Source organism: Rhodococcus sp. Eu-32, from assembly GCF_003336925.1.
Classification (GTDB): Bacteria; Actinomycetota; Actinomycetes; order Mycobacteriales; family Mycobacteriaceae; genus Rhodococcoides; species Rhodococcoides kyotonensis_B.
In genome coordinates this window covers 58,783-78,421 of record NZ_QGNK01000004.1, presented here as the reverse complement: position 1 = coordinate 78,421, position 19,639 = coordinate 58,783, and the positions used below count along the sequence as shown (strand labels likewise).

Annotated in this window: 1 protein-coding gene (cut by a window edge); it reads left to right on the top strand. The window is 66.2% G+C overall.

Annotated elements, in window-relative coordinates; all coding sequences use genetic code 11:
- On the top strand, positions 1 to 19,639 hold the 3' portion of the coding sequence (locus DK926_RS06600) for a non-ribosomal peptide synthase/polyketide synthase (protein WP_125833383.1). Its footprint begins 10,562 nt before the window's first position; 19,639 of the gene's 30,201 nt are visible here — the last part of the coding sequence; its start codon lies off the left edge, out of view; it ends in the stop codon at positions 19,637 to 19,639.

Sequence of the window (19,639 nt, the reverse complement as noted above, 5' to 3'; positions counted from 1 at the left end):
GACGGCACGGCACCCGCTGTTCCAGGTAGCGCTGTCCTTCCAGAACTTCCCGGAGACCAGCTTCGAGCTGCCCGGACTGAAGGTCAGCGCCGTCGACTTCGACATCGACGTGGCGAAGTTCGATCTGTCGCTGCTGCTGTCCGAGCACACCGATTCGACGGGGGCCAAGACCGGAATCTCCGCCGAATTCACCTACGCCGCATCGCTGTTCGACCACGACACCGTCGAGACGTTCGCGCGTCGTTTCGTGCGCATCCTGCGCGGCGTCGTCGACACACCCGAGCGCCCGGTCGGTGACCTGACCATCCTCGAGGACGACGAGTACGAATGGCTGACGCACGTCCACGGTGACGACGTCACCCACGGTGGAACGCTGCCGGAGATCTTCACCCGCGGAGTCGAGATCAACCCGGACGGCGTCGCAGTACGCGTCGACGGCCGGTCCGTCACGTATCGCGAGTTGGATGCCGAATCCAGCCGCATCGCACGCGTTCTCATCGACCGTGGCGCGGGACCCGACTCGATCGTCGCGCTGTCCTTCCCGCGTTCGTACGAGATGGTTCTGTCGGTGTGGGCGGTCGCCAAGGCCGGTGCCGCCCACTTGCCGGTCGATCCGACGTACCCGGTGGGACGCGTCGAACACATGCTCGGTGACTCCGGTGCCCTGTTCGGCATCACGTCGAGCGAATTCTCGGCACACCTGCCGACTGCGACCGAGTGGATCGAGATCGACGATCCGGCGTTCGCCGATACCGTGGCCGAGCAGTCCGACGCGCCGATCACCGATGCCGACCGGCTCGCGCCGCTCGCGATCGACCACGCCGCGTACATGATCTACACGTCCGGATCCACCGGTCTACCGAAGGGCGTCGTCGTGACGCACAGCGGTCTCGGTGGTGTCCTCGACGCCGCGACCGATCTGTACCACCTGGACTCGGACTCGCGCTTCCTCCACATCTGTTCACCGAGCTTCGATCCGTCCGTACTGGAATGGATGGCGGCGTTCTCCGAGGGGGCGACGCTCGTCGTCGTGCCCGCGTCGATCATCGGTGGCGAGGACCTCGCGGACCTTCTGAAGACCGAGCAGGTCACGCACACCATCATCACGCCTGCCGTACTGGGCACTGTCGACCCGACGGGAGTCGACAGCCTGAAGGTCGCGTCCGTCGGTGGCGACGTGACCACTCCCGATCTGCTGGCCCGGTGGGCGGTGGGACGCAAGTACTACAACGGGTACGGCCCGACCGAGACAACCATCATCTCGACGTTCGCCGAGTTGCGTCCCGGTATGCCGATCACCGTCGGCCGTCCGATTCACGGCATGTCGGCTCTGGTGCTCGACGCCCGGATGAACCCCGTTCCGGTGGGTGCCGCAGGTGAGCTCTATCTCGCGGGCGGCGCACTGGCCCGTGGTTACCACGAGCGCAGGGATCTGACGTCGACGCGCTTCGTCGCCAACCCGTACGGTGCCCCCGGCGCCCGCATGTACCGCACCGGAGACATCGTCCGTTGGACGTTCAATTCCGACGCGGTGTTGGAGGACCCGGCAGCAGTCAACATCGAATTCGTCGGCCGCTCGGACTTCCAGATCAAGATCCGTGGCTTCCGCGTCGAACTCGGCGAGATCGACACCGCTCTCGTCCAGCACGACAGCGTGTCGTTCGCCGCCACCGTCGGACACGAACAGGCCAACGGCACGATGGCTCTGGTCGCCTATGTCCTGCCTGCTCGGGATGCGGTCGTCGACGTCGACGAGCTGTCGGCCTTCGTTGCACGCTCGCTGCCGGCACACATGGTGCCCGCCGCCATCGTCGTGCTCGACCAGGTTCCGCTGACTCCGGTCGGCAAGTTGGACCGCGCGGCGCTGCCCGCGCCGGTGTTCGAGCAGCAGGCGTTCCGTGCTGCGGGCAACGAGGTCGAGAGGATCATCGCCGAGGTGTTCGCCGACGTCCTCGGCGTCGAGCAGGTCAGCGTAGACGAGTCGTTCTTCGCACTCGGCGGAGACAGCATCGTCTCCATTCAGCTGGTGTCGCGAGCACGTGCGCGTGGCATCTCGTTCACTCCGCGCGATGTGTTCGAGCGGCGCTCGGTGGCCGGGTTGGCCGAGGTGGCAACAGTTCTCGGCGACGCAGAAGAGCGTGAAGTCGTTGCCGAACTCCCCGGCGGCGGCGTCGGACTGCTCGCTCTGACGCCGATCATGCACTCGATCGTCGACGGTCCTGGCGGATTCTCCCGTTTCGCGCAGTCGGTCGCGGTGACGCTGCCGACCGGCATCGAACGCGAGTTGCTCGAGCGGTCCATCACTGCGGTGGTCGACCACCACGACGTCCTGCGTGCAGTCCTCGAACGTGCCGAAGGCGGAGAGTGGACGTTCCACACCCGTGAACCCGGCACCTGCGACGTCGACGGCATGATCACCCGCGTCGAGCTGGACGCGTCGATCTCGGACGACGACCTTCTCGCGCGCGCTGAGCACGAACTCGACGCCGCGAAGGACCGGCTCGATCCCGAGTCTGGATGCATGCTCGAGTTCGTCTGGTTCGACTTCGTGTCGGATGTCGACGAGACCCCACGACCCGGCATTCTGCTCATCGTCGCTCACCACTTCGTCGTCGACGGCGTCTCCTGGCGAATCCTGTTGCCGGACCTGGCCATTGCGTGGGGCCAGGCGGCTGCCGATCAGAACGTCGCGCTGGCACCGGTCGGCACGTCGATGCGTCGGTGGGCGCACGGCCTGGTCGACGCGGCACACGACAGTGCGCGCGAAGCCGAAGTCACGTGGTGGACCGAAGTTCTCGCCGGTTCGGATCCGATGCTCGGAAGTCGTCGATTCGATCCGACTGTCGACACGCTGTCGACGACCGATCGAGTCGACGTCGAACTGTCGGAGACGGTCACCGAAGCAACTCTCACGACGGTGCCCGCCCGATTCAACGGCGGTGTCAACGACGGCCTCCTCGCAGCACTCGTCCTGGCGCTGACCGAGTTCCGCGCACGTCGCGGCGTCGAATTGCCCGAAGCGCTCGTCAAGCTCGAAGGGCACGGACGCGAGGAATCGATCGTGCCCGGTGCAGACCTGTCTCGAACGGTCGGCTGGTTCACCAGTGCGTACCCCGTTCGCTTCGACGTCCGCGGGATCGACGTCGCGGCTGCGCTCGCCGCAGGCCCGTCGATGGGTGCCGTCGTCAAGGCAGTCAAGGAGCAGTTGCTCGCGGTCCCCGACAAGGGAATGGGCTACGGCCTTCTGCGCTACATCAACGGCGAGACGTCCCACGTCCTCGAATCTGCCTCTGCCGCACCGCAGGTCAGCTTCAACTACCTCGGTCGGGTCAGCACGGAGGGCATCTCCGAGGAGCTCACCGGTGGTGCGTGGTTGCCGAACCGCCTGCTCGCGGACGTCGGTGCGCCCGGCGACCCGGATATGCCTGCCAACGCGACGATCGACATCAACTCGGCCGTCGTCGACACTGCAGACGGTCCGCGCCTCACCGCGAGCTTCACGTACCCGCAGGGTGTGCTGTCGCGCTCGGACGTCGAGGAATTCGCGGCATTGTGGTCCGACGCTCTCGGCGCGTTGGCCGAACACGTGGCAGGTCCGGATGCAGGCGGCCTGACGCCCTCGGACATCTCGCTGGTGCCGGTGTCGCAGCGCGACATCGACGTCTGGGAGTCCGGCTTCGCAGGCGTCTCCGACATCTGGTCGCTGGCACCGCTGCAGTCCGGACTGTTGTTCCACGCACTCATCGCGACCCAGTCGCTCGACGTCTACACGATGCGGGTGTTGCTGGAGCTGACCGGCGACGTGGATGCGGACCGGCTTCGCGGCGCGTCGCAAGCACTGCTCGACAGGTACCCGAACCTTCGGACCGCGTTCGTTCAGAATGCAGACGGCACGTCCGTCCAACTCGTCCTCGACTCGGTCACGGTGCCGTGGCGTGAGCTGGATCTGAGCGATCGCCCCGCCGACGCGCGAGAGGCCGAATTCGAGGCCGTTCGTGCTCGCGACAAGGCGGAGCACTTCGAGCTGACGTCGGCGCCGCTGATGCGCTTCACGCTCGTGAAGATGGCCGAGGGCGATTACCGCTTCCTCGTGTCCAGCCACCACCTGCTGCTCGACGGCTGGTCCTCGCCGCTGCTGATGCGAGACCTGTTGGCGCTGTACGCACTTCGGGGTGACGCGTCGGCGCTCCCGCGGGTGCGCTCGTACCGCAACTTCCTGGCCTGGGTGGCAGAGCAGGACGCGTCGGTATCGCGGCAGAAGTGGGCCGAGACGCTCGACGGCGTCGAAGAACCCACGATGCTGTCGTCCGTCGACCAGAACCGTGCGGTGTCCGCGGACGCCGACGAGCTTTCCCTCGATCTGAGCCCGTCGTTGTCGTCGGCACTGCAATCCTCGGCCGCACGTCTCGGCGTCACGCTGAACACGATGGTGCAGGCAGCGTGGGGCATCCTGCTCGGACGCACCCTCGGCAGCGACGACGTCGTCTTCGGTGCAACGGTGTCGGGCCGCCCGGCAGGACTTGCCGGTGTCGAGTCGATGGTCGGGTTGTTCATCAACACCCTGCCGATCCGCGTTCGCGTCGACGGGCACGAATCCGTCGAGTCGTTGCTGACCAGACTTCAGGGTGAGCAGGCGGATCTCCTCGATCACCATTACGTGAGCCTGGGCGAGATTCAGCGTGACGCGAAGATCGGTGCGCTGTTCGACACGCTCACGGTCTTCGAGTCGTACCCGGTCGACGAAGCCGGACTTGCGGAGCAGGCGAAGAACATCGACGGCATGTCCGTCGCAGGAGTGGCTCTCGAGGACGCCACGCACTACCCGCTGACGCTGCTCATCGCCGTCGACAGCCAGGTGCACCTGAAGCTGAAGTACCTCACCGATGTGTTCGGCGCAGCCGACGTGGCATCGATGATGGGCAAGCTGGAGCGCATCTTCGAGGCCATCGCAGCCGATCAGACTCAGCCCGTCGGCGACATCGATCTGATCGACGATGCCGAGCGGGTGTTGTTGGCCGGGGTGAACGACACTGCACGCGTGGTGGATTCGGCGGCGACGTTGGTGTCGTTGTTCGATGCGCAGGTCGCGGCGTCGCCGGATGCGGTGGCGTTGGTGTTCGAGGGTGAGTCGCTGACGTACGCGGAGTTCGATGCTCGGGCGAATCGTGTTGCGAGATATTTGATTTCGCGGGGTGTGGGTCCGGAGTCGTTGGTGGCTGTGGCGATGCGCCGGTCGTTGGATTTGATGGTCGGTTTGTATGGCGTGATCAAGGCTGGTGCGGGGTATGTGCCGGTGGATCCGGATCAGCCTGGCGAGCGGGTGGCTTACATTCTGGAGACGGCGCGGGTGTCGACGGTGTTGTCGACGTCGCGGGATGGCTTCGCTGCTGATGGTGTGGATGTCGTTGTCGTGGACGAGGTCGAGCTGGGCGGGTTCTCCGATGAGCCTGTGTCGGATGCGGATCGGGTCCGGCCTCTGCGCCCTGAGCATGTGGCGTATGTGTTGTTCACTTCGGGGTCGACGGGTCGGCCGAAGGGTGTGGCAATCAGCCATGCGGCGATCGTGAATCGTCTGGTGTGGATGCAGGCGGAGTACGCGCTGACCGATTCCGATGTCGTCGTTCAGAAGACGCCGGTGACGTTCGATGTGTCGGTGTGGGAGTTGTTCTGGCCGTTGCAGGTCGGTGCGCGGTTGGTGATCGCGCGGCCGGATGGTCATCGGGATCCGGTGTATTTGGCGTCGTTGATGCGGGATGAGCGGGTGTCGGTGGCGCATTTCGTGCCGTCGATGTTGGCGGTGTTCGCGGGGGAGCCGTCGGCAGCCGAGGCGTCGGGTCTGCGGTGGGTGTTCGCCTCTGGTGAGGCGTTGCCGGTGGCGACGGCGCGGTCGTTCGCGGCGGTGTTGCCGTCGGCTCGGTTGGTGAATTTGTATGGTCCGACCGAGGCTGCGGTGGATGTGACGTTCCACGAGTACACCTCGGATGATGTTGCTGTTGTTCCGATCGGGCGGCCGGTGTTCAACACGCGGGTGCATGTGCTCGATGGCCGGCTGCGTGCGGTGTCGGTGGGCATGGTGGGTGAGTTGTATCTGGCGGGTGTGCAGTTGGCGCGCGGGTATTACGGTCGTCCGGATTTGTCGGCGGATCGGTTCGTGGCGGATCCGTTCGATGTCGGTGGTCGGTTGTATCGGACCGGGGACCTGGTGCGGTGGACTGCGTCGGGTGAACTCGAGTACATCGGTCGTAGTGATTTTCAGGTGAAGTTGCGTGGTTTGCGTATCGAGTTGGGGGAGATCGAGTCGGCGCTGTTGACCGATGATGCTGTCGCGCAGGCCGTCGTCCAGGTCCGACAGGATCAGCTGGTCGCCTACGTCGTGCCGACGTCGGGCGTCACCGTCGACGTGCCCTCGTTGCTGCAGTCGGTCGGTGCACTGGTGCCCGAATACATGGTGCCGGCGTTCGTGCTCGTGCTCGACGAGTTGCCGCTCGGACCGTCTGGCAAGCTCGACCGAAAAGCATTGCCGGACCCGGTCTTCGAGAGCACCGCAGAATTCCGCGACGCCGAGACGGATGTCGAGCGTGTACTGAGCGATGTGTTCGCCGAGGTTCTCGGACTCGACCGCGTGGGCATCGATGATTCGTTCTTTGCGCTCGGTGGCGACAGCATCGTCTCGATCCAGCTCGTCGCACGCGCCCGCGCCAGGGGAGTGGTCATCGCTCCTCGGGATGTGTTCGAGCAGAAGACCGTTGCCGGTTTGGCTTCGGTCGCGACGTCGGACGACGTCGTCGGCAAGGCCGTTCTGGAGGAGCTCGACGGCGGTGGCGTCGGCTCGATGCCGTTGATGCCGTTCGCGCAGTTGATGATCGAGCGGGCCGGGAGTGGAGCCCGCAGGAACGACCCAGAATCGGCCGGGAGTGGAGCCCGCAGGAACGACCCAGAATTAGGCGGTGCCCACGACCGGTTCGTGCAGACGGTCACGCTGGAGCTTCCCGCAGCGATCGACCGTCAGGGCATCGCTCGCACGGTCGCGGCCGTCATCGACAAGCACGATGGCCTGCGCGCGACGCTCGTCGAGAATTCCGAGGGGTGGAGTCTCGAGATTTCCGCACCCGGAACCGTCCCGGCCGACGGACTGATCGACCGCGTCGAGGTCGACCCGGACATCGACGAGGCAGCTGTGCTGTCCATCGCGTCCGATGCGGTGAACGAGTCGATGAGCCACCTCGATCCGCGTTCGGGCAGCATGCTGCGGTTCGTATGGATCGACTTCGGTCCGAGGCGATCCGGTCGACTCGTCGTCGTCGCACATCACCTCGTCGTCGACGGTGTGTCGTGGCGAATCCTCGTGCCGGACTTCGTCGCTGCGTGGGCGCAGGTGTCGCTCGGTAACGATCCGGTGCTTCCCGAGGTCGGTACGTCCGAGCGCCGATGGGCGCACGCCTTGCACGAGGAAGCGCACAGCGCCGATCGTATTGCGGAACTGTCTGTGTGGCAGGCGATTTCGAGTACCGATGATCCAGTGCTCGGCGACCGGCCGTTCGATCCCGTGATCGATGTGTCGTCCACCGTCGAGCGCGTCTCGGCGGTCGTTCCCGCAGACGTGACGAAGGCGTTGTTGACGGCGGTTCCCGACGCGTTCCGCGGCGGCGTGAACGACGGCCTGCTCACTGCCCTCGCGGTGGCGGTCAACCGGTGGCGCGCGGCACGTGGCGTCGACGCGCCGTCCACGCTCGTCCAGCTCGAAGGCCACGGCCGCGAGGAAGAGCTGGTGCCCGGAGCCGATCTGTCTCGCACGGTCGGCTGGTTCACGAGCGTGTACCCGGTTCGGCTGGACCTGACCGGTGTCGACACCGCCGAGGCGCTGGCCGTCGGTGGCGAGATGGCTCGTGCGGTCAAGGCCGTCAAGGAACAGCTGCTCGCCATTCCCGACAAGGGCATGGGGTACGGGCTGCTGCGTTACATGAACCGGGAAACCGGGGCGGAATTGGCGGCACTGTCGGACGGGCAGATCAGCTTCAACTACCTGGGCCGTATCTCGACGGGTGAACTGCCCGAGGGACTCGACGGCTGGGTTCCCGCATCGGATTTCGACGACCTCGTGGTCGTCGGCGACGCGGACATGCCTGCCAACAAGACGGTCGACATCAACGCCATCGTGCGCGGTGTCGGCGACGAATCCGAGCTCGCCGCGACGTTCGCGTTCCCCACGGGCGCGATCGGCCGAGGCGACGTCCAGGAATTGGCCGACCTGTGGGTCGCGGCTCTCGTTGCGCTCGCTGCGCACGTCACCGACGGTTCCGCCGGTGGTCTGACGCCGTCCGACGTCCCGCTCGCGCAGGTCACCCAGCGCGACATCGACGTCGTCGAAACGCAGTACCCGTCGACGACCGACATCTGGTCGCTGTCGCCGCTGCAGTCGGGCCTGCTGTTCCACGCGAAGCTCGCCGGATCCGACCTCGACGTCTACACCATGCAGATGGTGCTCACCCTGACCGGCGACGTGGACGCGCAGCGCCTTCGCGGTGCTGCACAGGCATTGCTGGACCGTTACGACAACCTGCGGACCGCGTTCGTGACGACGGCGGACGGTTCGTCGGTCCAGGTCGTCGTCCAGGATGTGACGGTGCCGTGGACCGAGCACGACCTCTCGGACGTCCCCGAGGCCGAGCGCACCGCGGCGTACGAGCGTCTGCGGGCCGAGGAACAGGCGACGCAATTCGACACGGCCGCAGCGCCTCTCGTGCGATTCACACTGGTGAAGCTGTCGGACGGTGAATTCAAGCTGCTGTTCGCCAACCACCACATCCTCATCGACGGTTGGTCCATGCCGCTGTTGATGAAGGATCTGCTCGTCCTGTATGCGGTCCACGGAGATGCAGGGACGCTGGCACGCGTCCCGTCGTACCGCACGTTCCTGTCGTGGATCGATCGTCGGAACCACGTGGAGTCGGCGGCGGTGTGGGCGCGTGCGCTCGAGGACGCGCCGGAGCCGACTCTGTTGGCGCCGTCGGCAGCGGGCCGGGAGATCTCGTCCCGTGCAGGCGCCGTCGAACTCGCGATACAGGCGGAACTGTCCGCGTCGCTGTCCGCGCTGGGTGCGCGTCTCGGCGTCACCGTCAACACGCTCGTCCAGGCGGCATGGGGAATGCTGCTGTCGGCGTCGACCGGGCGCGACGACGTCGTCTTCGGTGCGACGGTGTCCGGTCGGCCCGCATCGCTCCCCGGAGTCGAATCGATGGTCGGCCTGTTCATCAACACGCTGCCCGTCCGCGTCCGGATCGACTCGTCCGAATCGCTCGAGTCCGCACTGACTCGTCTGCAGAGCGAGCAGGCGGATCTGCTGGATCATCACTACCTCGGCCTGACGGACATCCAGCGTGCCGCAGGCGTCGGCACATTGTTCGACACGCTGACGGTGTTCGAGTCGTACCCGGTCGACGAAGCCGGTCTCGCGGCACAGGCGTCGGACATCGACGGCATGGCGGTCACGGGCGTCGAATCCAACGACAGCACGCACTACCCGCTGACGCTGCTGATCGTCTCCGACGACCGAATCCGATTGACGCTCAAGTACTTCGAGGACTTGTTCGACCGCGACCAGGTGACGGCCATGCTGGCACGGGTACAGCGGATCCTCGGAGCGATCGCCGCTGATCCGACGCGACGAGTCGGCGACGTCGATCTGTTGGATGCGGCTGAACGCGCACTCGTGCTGGACACCTGGAACGACACCGAGCATGACGTCGACGACGCGCTGCTTCTCGATGCGTTCCACGCGCAGGTCGAGCGCACACCCGACGCCGTGGCGCTCACGTTCGAGGGCGAGTCGCTGAGCTACCGCGAGTTCTCCGACCGTGTGGGTCGCCTGGCGCGGTACCTCGTCGGTGAAGGTGTCGGACCCGAGACGACGGTGGCGATCGGCATCCGTCGCTCGTTCGACCTGCTCGTGGCGATCTACGCGGTCGTCGAGGCAGGCGGCGCCTACGTTCCGGTCGATCCGGAACAGCCGACCGAACGCATCGAGTACATCGTCGACACTGCGGCAGCAGCACTGGTCCTGACCACCGGCCGGGATGGCCTCGACGTCGGCGCGGGCGTCCGCATCCGGCACCTGGATCAGCTGGATCTGGACGGATACGAGGGCGGCCGGCTGACGGAGTCCGAGCGTCCTGCGACGACGGACGGCAGCGCCTACGTGCTGTTCACGTCCGGATCGACGGGTCGGCCCAAGGGCGTGACGATCGGCCACCGGGCCATCGTCAACCGCCTGGAATGGATGCAGGCCGAGTACGCACTGACCGACTCCGACGTCGTCGTCCAGAAGACGCCGGTCACGTTCGACGTGTCGGTATGGGAGTTGTTCTGGCCGTTGCGTGTCGGTGCCCGCATGGTCATCGCACGTCCGGACGGACACCGTGATCCGGCGTACCTCGCACAGCTGATCGTGTCGGAGTCCGTGACGGTTGCGCACTTCGTGCCGTCGATGCTGGCCGTGTTCACCGCCGAACCCTCGGCGCGCACGGCGACGAGTTTGCGGTGGGTGTTCGCCTCGGGTGAGGCGCTTCCGTCGGCGACGGCAGCGAGCCTCACCCAGGCGGTGCCGTCGGCGCGCATGATCAACCTGTACGGACCGACCGAGGCAGCGGTCGACGTGACCTATCACGAGTTCACCTCGGCCGACGTCAGCGGTGTTCCCATCGGTAGGCCCGTCTACAACACCCGGGTCTACGTGCTGGACAACGCTTTGCGGCCGACACCTGTCGGTGCCGAGGGCGAGCTCTACCTCGGCGGCGTTCAGCTCGCACGTGGCTACGCGTCGCGTCCGGATCTGACCGCGGATCGTTTCGTGGCCAATCCGTTCGGCGAAGGGCGTCTGTACCGCACCGGTGACGTCGTGCGGTGGAACGGTGACGGCGAACTCGTCTATGTCGGACGCTCCGACTTCCAGGTGAAGCTGCGCGGTCAGCGCATCGAACTCGGTGAGATCGAGTCGGCGCTGGTGGCTGCCGATTCCGTCGCACACGCTGTCGTCGCGGTACGCGACGATCGACTCGTCGCGTGGATCGTGTTCGCGTCCGGACTCGACAGCGACTCCGGTGCAGTCGAATCCGTTCTCGCCGACGCCTCGGAGCGGCTGCCGTCGTACATGGTGCCGTCCGCGGTCGTCGTGTTGGACGATCTGCCGCTGACCTCGTCGGGCAAGCTCGATCGCAAGGCTCTGCCGGAGCCCGAGGTCGCGGCCGCCGAATACCGTGCCCCCGGAACGCCGATCGAGCAGGCCGTCGCGGACGTGTTCGCCGACGTGCTCGGCGCCGAGCGAGTCGGTCTCGACGACGACTTCTTCTCGCTCGGCGGCAACTCGCTCATCGCGACTCAGGTCGTCGCGCGCCTGAGTGCGGCGCTCGACGCCCAGGTTCCCGTCCGCGCGCTGTTCGACGCGACGACGGTCGGCGCGCTGGCGCGCCGGATCGAGGATCACGTGGGTGCCGGCGCACGGGCGGCGCTCGTCGCCGGTCCACGGCCGGAACGCATTCCGCTATCGCTGGCGCAGCAGCGCATGTGGTTCCTCAACCGGTTCGACACCGAGTCCTCGGTGAACAACATTCCGGTGGCGATCCGCTTGACCGGGTCGTTGGACCGGGACGCGCTGCGGCAGGCCATCTCGGATGTCGTCGCTCGCCACGAGACGATGCGGACGATCTATCCCGAGTACGACGGAGTCGGCCACCAGGTCGTGCTGCCGGCATCCGAGGTCGAGGTGGACCTCACTCCGGTGACGGTGTCGGAGCACGACGTTCTTCCCACCGTCGTCGACATCGTGTCGGGTGGGTTCGACGTCACGCGTGAGGTGCCGGTGCGGGTGCGGCTTCTGCAACTGAGCGGCAGCAACGACCACGTGCTCGTGTTCGTGGTACATCACATCGCGTCCGATGGTTTCTCGATGCGGCCGTTGACGACCGACGTGATGGTCGCGTACGCCTCTCGCGCGGCGGGTGATGTTCCGGCATGGGCGCCGTTGCCGGTGCAGTACGCGGATTACGCGGTGTGGCAGCGCGAGGTGCTCGGAACCGAGGACGACGCGTCGTCGATCGCGTCGCAGCAGGTCGCGTACTGGACTCGTCAGCTGTCGGGTCTGGCCGATCAAATCGAGTTGCCGTTCGACTACGCGCGGCCGACCGTCGCGACGAACCGTGGCCGGACGACGTCGTTCACGGTGTCGCCGGAGCTGCATCACGCATTGGATGTGGTTGCGCGCGAGAACAACTCGACGTTGTTCATGGTCGTGCACACCGCGCTCGCGGTGTTGATGTCGCGGCTGTCGGCGTCCGAGGACGTGGCCATCGGTACGCCTGTTGCAGGGCGCGGCGAAGCCGAACTGGACGATCTGATCGGCATGTTCGTCAACACGCTCGTGCTGCGCACGCAGGTCGAGCCGTCGACGAGTTTCCGTGACGTGCTGGCGCATGCTCGCGAGACGGATCTGTCGGCGTTCGCCAACGCGGACGTGCCGTTCGAGCGGCTCGTCGAGGTGCTCGATCCGGAGCGTTCGCAGTCCAGGCATCCGTTGGTGCAGGTGGTGCTGGCGTTCCAGAACCTGGGCCGTACCGCGTTGGAACTGCCGAACCTGTCGGTCGAAGCGCTCGAATTCGACGCGGGAATCGCCAAGTTCGATCTGCAGTTCACGTTCGAGGAGGCGACGGACTCTGCCGGCGCGTTGGGCGGCATGACCTGCTACATCAGCTACGCGACCGACCTGTTCGAGGAGTCGACCGTCGACCGTTTCGGCCGTCAGTTCCTGGCGGTGTTGAGCGGTGTGGTTGCGGATGCGTCGGCTGCGGTCGGCGACTTCGACATCGTCGATGCCGACACGCGTGATCGTGTTCTGACGCAGTGGAGTTCGTCGGGTCTGGACGTGTCGGTCGGTGCGGACACGTTGATCGATCGCTTCGACGCGGTCGTGGCGGCGCACCCGGAGTCGGTGGCGGTGCGTTTCGACGGGGTGTCGTCGACGTACGCGGAACTCGACGCTCGGGTCAACCGTCTGGCACGCCGGTTGATCGCGGCGGGCGCCTGCCCGGATTCGTTGGTGGCGGTGGCTCTTCCGCGTTCGGCCGATCTCGTCGTCGCGCTGTTGGCGGTGGTGAAATCCGGTGCGGGTTATCTGCCGGTCGATCCGACGTATCCGGCCGAGCGCATCGCATTCATGATGTCGGATGCGGCGCCGGTGGCTGTGGTGACGACGCCGGAGGTGTCGGCTGCGGAGTCGATGGCGGGTGTGCGCGGGGCGGACATTCCGGTCGTGGATGTGACGCAGGACGATCCGGATGCCTGGTCCTCGAAGCCGGTCACCGATGCCGAGCGCCGTGCGCCGTTGTCTGCGGACAATTTGGCGTACGTGATCTACACGTCGGGTTCGACGGGTCGGCCGAAGGGCGTGTTGATTCCACACAGCACTGTGGTGCGGTTGATGGACAACACGGATGGTTCGTTCGGTTTCGAAGAGAACGACGTGTGGACGATGTTCCATTCGTATGCGTTCGACTTCTCGGTGTGGGAGCTGTGGGGGCCGCTGCTGTACGGCGGCACGTTGGTGATGGTGGATTACTTCACCTCGCGGTCGCCCGAGGCGTTCCGTGAGCTGCTGGTCGCCGAGGGTGTGACGGTGCTGAACCAGACGCCGTCGGCGTTCTACCAGTTGGCCGAGCTCGATCGGGCCGGTGCGGCGAACGCGGGCGAGTTGTCGCTGCGGTACGTGGTGTTCGGTGGTGAGGCGCTCGAGCCTCGTCGTCTCGAGGGCTGGTTCGCGCGTCACGGTGACGGCAGCGAGTCCGGGCCCCTTCTCGTCAACATGTACGGCATCACCGAGACGACGGTGCACGTGTCGTTCCGTGCGCTCTCGGCTGCGTCGGCCGGTTCGGCGTCGGTCATCGGTGCGCCGATCTCGGGTCTGGGTGTCTACGTCCTCGACACACGTCTGCAGCCGGTTCCGGTCGGTGTTGCGGGTGAGCTGTACGTGTCGGGTGGGCAGTTGGCGCGTGGGTATCTCGGGCGTGCGGATCTGTCGTCGGTTCGTTTCGTGGCGAACCCGTTCGGTGAAGGTCGGCTGTATCGGACCGGTGACGTCGCGCGTTGGGTCGAGAAGGCTGACTCGTCTGCAGAACTGGTCTACCTCGGTCGTGCTGATGATCAGGTGAAGGTGCGTGGTTTCCGGATCGAGCTCGGTGAGGTCGAGGCGGCGGTGTCGGCGCAGCCGGGTGTGACCGCGGCTGCGGTGATCGTGCGCGAGGACACCCCGGGTGCGACGCGTCTGGTCGCCTACCTCGTCGGCACGGCCGACGTCGAGGCAGTGCGGTCGGGTGTGGCGACGTTGGTGCCGGAGTACATGGTGCCGTCGGCGTTCGTGGTGCTCGGGGCGATTCCGTTGACGGTCAACGGCAAGCTCGATCGTCGTGCGCTTCCGGTGCCGACGACCGCGGCGGTGGAGTTCCGTGCACCGTCGACGCCGTTGGAAGAGATCGTTGCGGGTGTGTTCGCGGACGTGCTGGGTGTGGGCCGGGTCGGTGTCGACGACGATTTCTTCGCGCTCGGTGGTAACTCGTTGATCGCGACGCAGGTCGTGTCGCGGCTCGGGGCAGCGCTCGACACGCAGGTTCCGGTTCGGCTTCTGTTCGAGGCATCCTCGGTCGGTGACCTGGCCGGACGGGTCGAGTCGTCGGTCGGTGCCGGCGGTCGTCAGGAACTGGTGGCGCGCGAGCGTCCGCAGCATGTGCCTCTGTCCCTCGCGCAGCGCCGCATGTGGTTCCTCAACCGATTCGACAGTGCGTCGACCGCGTACAACATTCCGATGGCTCTGCGTCTGTCGGGCGAGCTCGACGAGGATGCGTTCGCCGAGGCGATCGGCGACCTCGTCGCACGCCACGAAACGCTGCGCACGGTCTACCCGAACACCGATTCCGGTCCGGCGCAGAAGGTTCTGACGCCGGAGCAGGCAGGCATCGCGCTGACCGTCGAGTCGGTCGACGCGGCAGCGGTCACCGAGAAGGTGCTCGCGCTCGCGGCGACGCAGTTCGACGTGACCAGCGAAGTGCCGGTGCGCATCACGCTGTTCCGCATCGACGGCGAGGCACCGGAGTACGTCCTCGCGATGGTCGTGCACCACATCTCGGCCGACGGCTCGTCGGCAGTGCCGGTCATGACCGATCTGATGACGGCGTACGGCGCCCGCACTCACGGGCAGTCCCCGGATTGGGCACCCCTGCCGGTGCAGTACGCGGACTACGCGCTGTGGCAACGGGACGTGCTCGGTGACGAGGACGATCCGACATCGGTCGGTGCACGCCAGCTCGAGTACTGGAAGAGCGAACTCGCCGATCTGCCCGACCAGCTGACGCTTCCGATCGACAAGCCGCGGCCTGCAGATCAGAGCTTCCGGGGCGATCGCGTCGAATTCGCGGTGCCGGCGACAACCCATGCGGCACTGCAGGATCTGGCACGCGAGAACAACGCGACGGTGTTCATGGCCGTCCACGCGGCGTTCTCGGTGCTGCTGTCGCGCCTGTCCGGCATGACGGACATCGCTGTCGGAACGCCGATCGCAGGCCGCGGTGAGGCCGTGCTCGACAACCTCGTCGGCATGTTCGTCAACACGTTGGTCTTCCGACTCGACGTGACAGGCGAGCGCAGCTTCGTGGACCTGCTCGCGACGGCTCGCGAGACGGATCTGCAGGCGTTCGCCAACGCGGACGTGCCGTTCGAGCGTCTCGTCGAGGTGCTCAACCCGGCACGGTCGACGGCGCGTCATCCGCTGTTCCAGGTGGGCTTCTCGTTCCAGAACGTGGCACGAAGCAGCCTGGAGCTCGGCGACCTGACGGTCTCGGCAGTCGACGCGGACTCCGGCAACTCGCAGTTCGATCTGCATCTCATCCTCGCCGATCATTACGACGACGACGGTGCGCCGGCAGGTTTCGAGGCGATCATGACGTACGCGACGGATCTGTTCGAACGCGGAACGGTCGAAACGATCGTCGAGCGTTTCGTGCGCGTGTTGGAGTCCGTGACGCAGGCGCCGTCGACGGCAATCGGCGACATCGCGATCCTCGACGACGACGAACGTGACGCGTTGGTGTCCGGCTGGAACGACACCGGTCACGACACGGATTCGAGCGCAACACTCGTCGACCTGTTCGACGCACAGGTGCGTCGCGATCCGGCGGCAACGGCGTTGGTGTACGAGGGCGAGTCGCTGTCGTACGGAGATTTCGATGCCCGTGTCAACCGTGTCGCACGCGCACTCGTCGAACGTGGCGTCGGACCGGAGTCGTTGGTCGGCTTGGCCATTCGACGGTCGGTGGACCTGCTCGTCGGCATGTACGCCATCGTGAAGTCAGGTGGCGCGTATGTGCCGATCGATCCGGATCAGCCAGCCGAGCGGGTCGAGTACATCCTCGACGTCGCCGATCCGGTCTGCGTGATCACCGCAGGCGAGGACATCGGCTCGGGTTCGGTCGCGCTCTCGGAGCTCGAGAACGCCTGCTCCGACGCGTCGCCGATCGCACCGGAGGAGCGGCGTGCGCCGCTGCGTCCGCAGAACACCGCATACGTGATCTTCACGTCCGGTTCGACGGGCAAGCCCAAGGGTGTTGCGGTGACGCACGGCGCCATCGTCAATCAGCTGCTGTGGAAGCACGCCGAGTTCGGTATGGATGCAACGGATTCGGTGCTGCTGAAGACGGTTGCGACCTTCGACCTGTCGGTGTGGGAGTTCTGGTCCGCGCTGACGTCGGGCGGAAGCATCGTCGTCGCCACGGCAGACGGACACCGCGATCCGGACTACCTGCTCGCGTTGATGCGCGATCATGCAGTCACGACCCTGCATGCCGTGCCGTCGATGTTGTCGATGTTGACGACCGTCGCCGGTGGCACGTTGCCGACTACGTTGCGACGCGTCCTCGCGATCGGTGAGGCGCTCCCGCCTGCAACCGCTCGTGCATTCCGCCGGAACAACTCGGCAGAACTGTTCAACCTGTACGGACCGACCGAGGCGGCGGTGTCGATCACGTCGCACCTCGTCACCGATGCGGACGTGACGTCCGTTCCGATCGGCCGGCCCGAATGGAACAGCGAGGTGCTGGTCCTCGACAGTCGCCTGCAGCCGGTTCCGGTCGGGGTCAGCGGCGAGCTGTATCTGGCCGGTGCGCAGTTGGCGCGCGGATACCACGGCCGGGCAGACCTGACGTCGGATCGGTTCGTCGCGAACCCGTTCTCGAGTGGCCAGGAGCGTAGCCTGCGGAGTGACCAGACCGACGGCACGCGTATGTACCGCACGGGTGACGTCGTGAAGTGGACTGCCGCAGGCGAACTCGACTATGTCGAGCGCGCGGACTTCCAGGTCAAGGTGCGCGGTTACCGTATCGAGCTCGGTGAGATCGAGACGGCGCTGCGCGATCAGAACGCCGTCCGCGAGGCGGCGGTGACCGTGCACAACGACGGCCGTACCGGTGATCAGCTCGTGGCGTACGTCGTGCCTGCTGCCGACGAGTTCGATGTCGCGTCGTCTCGTGCGGCACTGACGTCGAGCCTGCCGTCGTACATGGTGCCGTCGGCCTACGTCGTGCTGGATGCGTTGCCGCTGAACACGAACGGAAAGCTCGATCGCAAGGCGCTGCCGAAGCCGGAGGTCGTCGCTCGAGAATTCCGAGCGCCGACCAACCCGGTCGAGGAAGTGGTGGTCCGGACGCTGGCCGATGTGCTCGGACTGGATCGGATCGGACTGGACGACGACTTCTTCGAGCTCGGCGGCAACTCGCTGATCGCGACGCAGGTCGTGTCCCGGCTCGGTGCCGCACTGGACACGCAGATCCCGGTGCGCGCGCTGTTCGAGGCGTCGACCGTCGAGGCATTGGCCGCGCGGATCCAGCCCCTCGTCGGCGGTGGCGCTCGTGTGCCGCTCGTCGCGCGGGAACGGCCTGCGGCGGTTCCGCTGTCGCTCGCGCAGCAGCGCATGTGGACGCTGAACCAGGTCGATCCCGAGTCGGCGGCGTACAACATCCCTGCGGCCGTTCGATTCTCGGGCGCGCTCGACACCGACGCGTTCGCGGCTGCGATGGCCGACGTCGTCGAGCGTCACGAGGTACTGCGCACGACGTACCCCGACAGCGAGACCGGCCCGATCCAGGTCATCGGTCCCGTCGCCGACGCGCTTCCGGATCTGACACCGATTCCGGTGTCCGAGTCGGAGGTCTACGAACGGGTCGGTGCCGTACTGGGCGCCGGGTTCGACGTGACGACCGAGGTCCCGGTGCGAGCGGCGCTGTTCTCGCTCGGCGAGAGCGAGTACGTGTTCGCACTCGTCGCGCATCACATCACGGCCGACGGATTCTCGATGCGTCCGTTGATCCGCGACGTCATGCTCGCCTACACCTCGCGAGCGGCAGGGGATGCTCCGCAGTGGGCGCCGTTGCCGGTGCAGTACGCGGACTTCACGTTGTGGCAGCGCGAAGTTCTCGGAAGCGAGGACGATCCGGACAGCGCCATCTCCACTCAGTTGGCGTACTGGAACCGCGAACTCGCGGGTCTACCGGAACTGCTGCCGCTGCCGACCGATCATCCGCGTCCGCCGCGTCAGTCCACGATCGGTGCCGCGTACGAGTTCTCGTTCGGTCCGGAAATCGCATACCGCCTCGAGAAGACGGCGCGCGAGCACAATGCGACGGTCTTCATGGTCGTGCACAGTGCGCTCGCCGTGCTGCTCGCTCGACTCAGCGGCACCGACGACATCGCCATCGGTACACCGACGGCGGGTCGTGGTGAAGAGGCGCTCGACGACCTCGTCGGCATGTTCGTCAACACGTTGGTGCTGCGCACCCACGTCGACGGTGGAATCTCGTTCGCGGACTTGCTGTCTCGGACGAAGGACACCGATCTCGCGGCCTTCGGTCACGCGGACGTACCGTTCGAGCGACTCGTGGAGTCCATGGGACGCACGGCCGGTGGCCGGTCGGGCTCGAGTGCGTTCTCGCCACTGTTCCAGGTGATGCTGACGTTCCAGAACGCGGTGAGCGGAACGTTCGCGCTGCCGGGACTCGAAGTGTCGACGCTGGCGGCGGACGAGGATCAGGCGAAGTTCGATCTGCAGCTCACGGCGATCGAGCAGTTCGACGACTCGGGTGCGCTCACGGATGTGAAGGCGCTGTTCAACTACGCCACGGCGCTGTTCACGCGCTCGACGGTCGAGAAGTTCGCGGACAGGTTCCTGCGGATTCTCGACGCGGTCACGCAGGATCCGTCGGTGACACTGCGATCGATCGACATCCTGTCGGAAGCCGAGCGTGCGGCGTTCGCGCCGAAGCGGGCGGCCAAGACGGTCGACGACCTGCCGGGGCTGGTGTCGGAGGCGGCCGCTGCCTCGCCGGCGTCCGTCGCACTGACCCACGACGGAACCGAGGTCACGTTCGAGGAACTGAACACCAAGATCGGTGCGGTGTCGAAGGCGATGGGCGCCACGCTCAAGCCGGAGGCACTGATCACGGTCGCACTGTCGCAGTTGGTTCCCGGAATCCTGCCCGCACTCGGTGCCGAAGGGTATGCGTCGCTGATCGCCTCGATGATCGAGACCGCGTCGACCGTGGTCGAGAGCTGA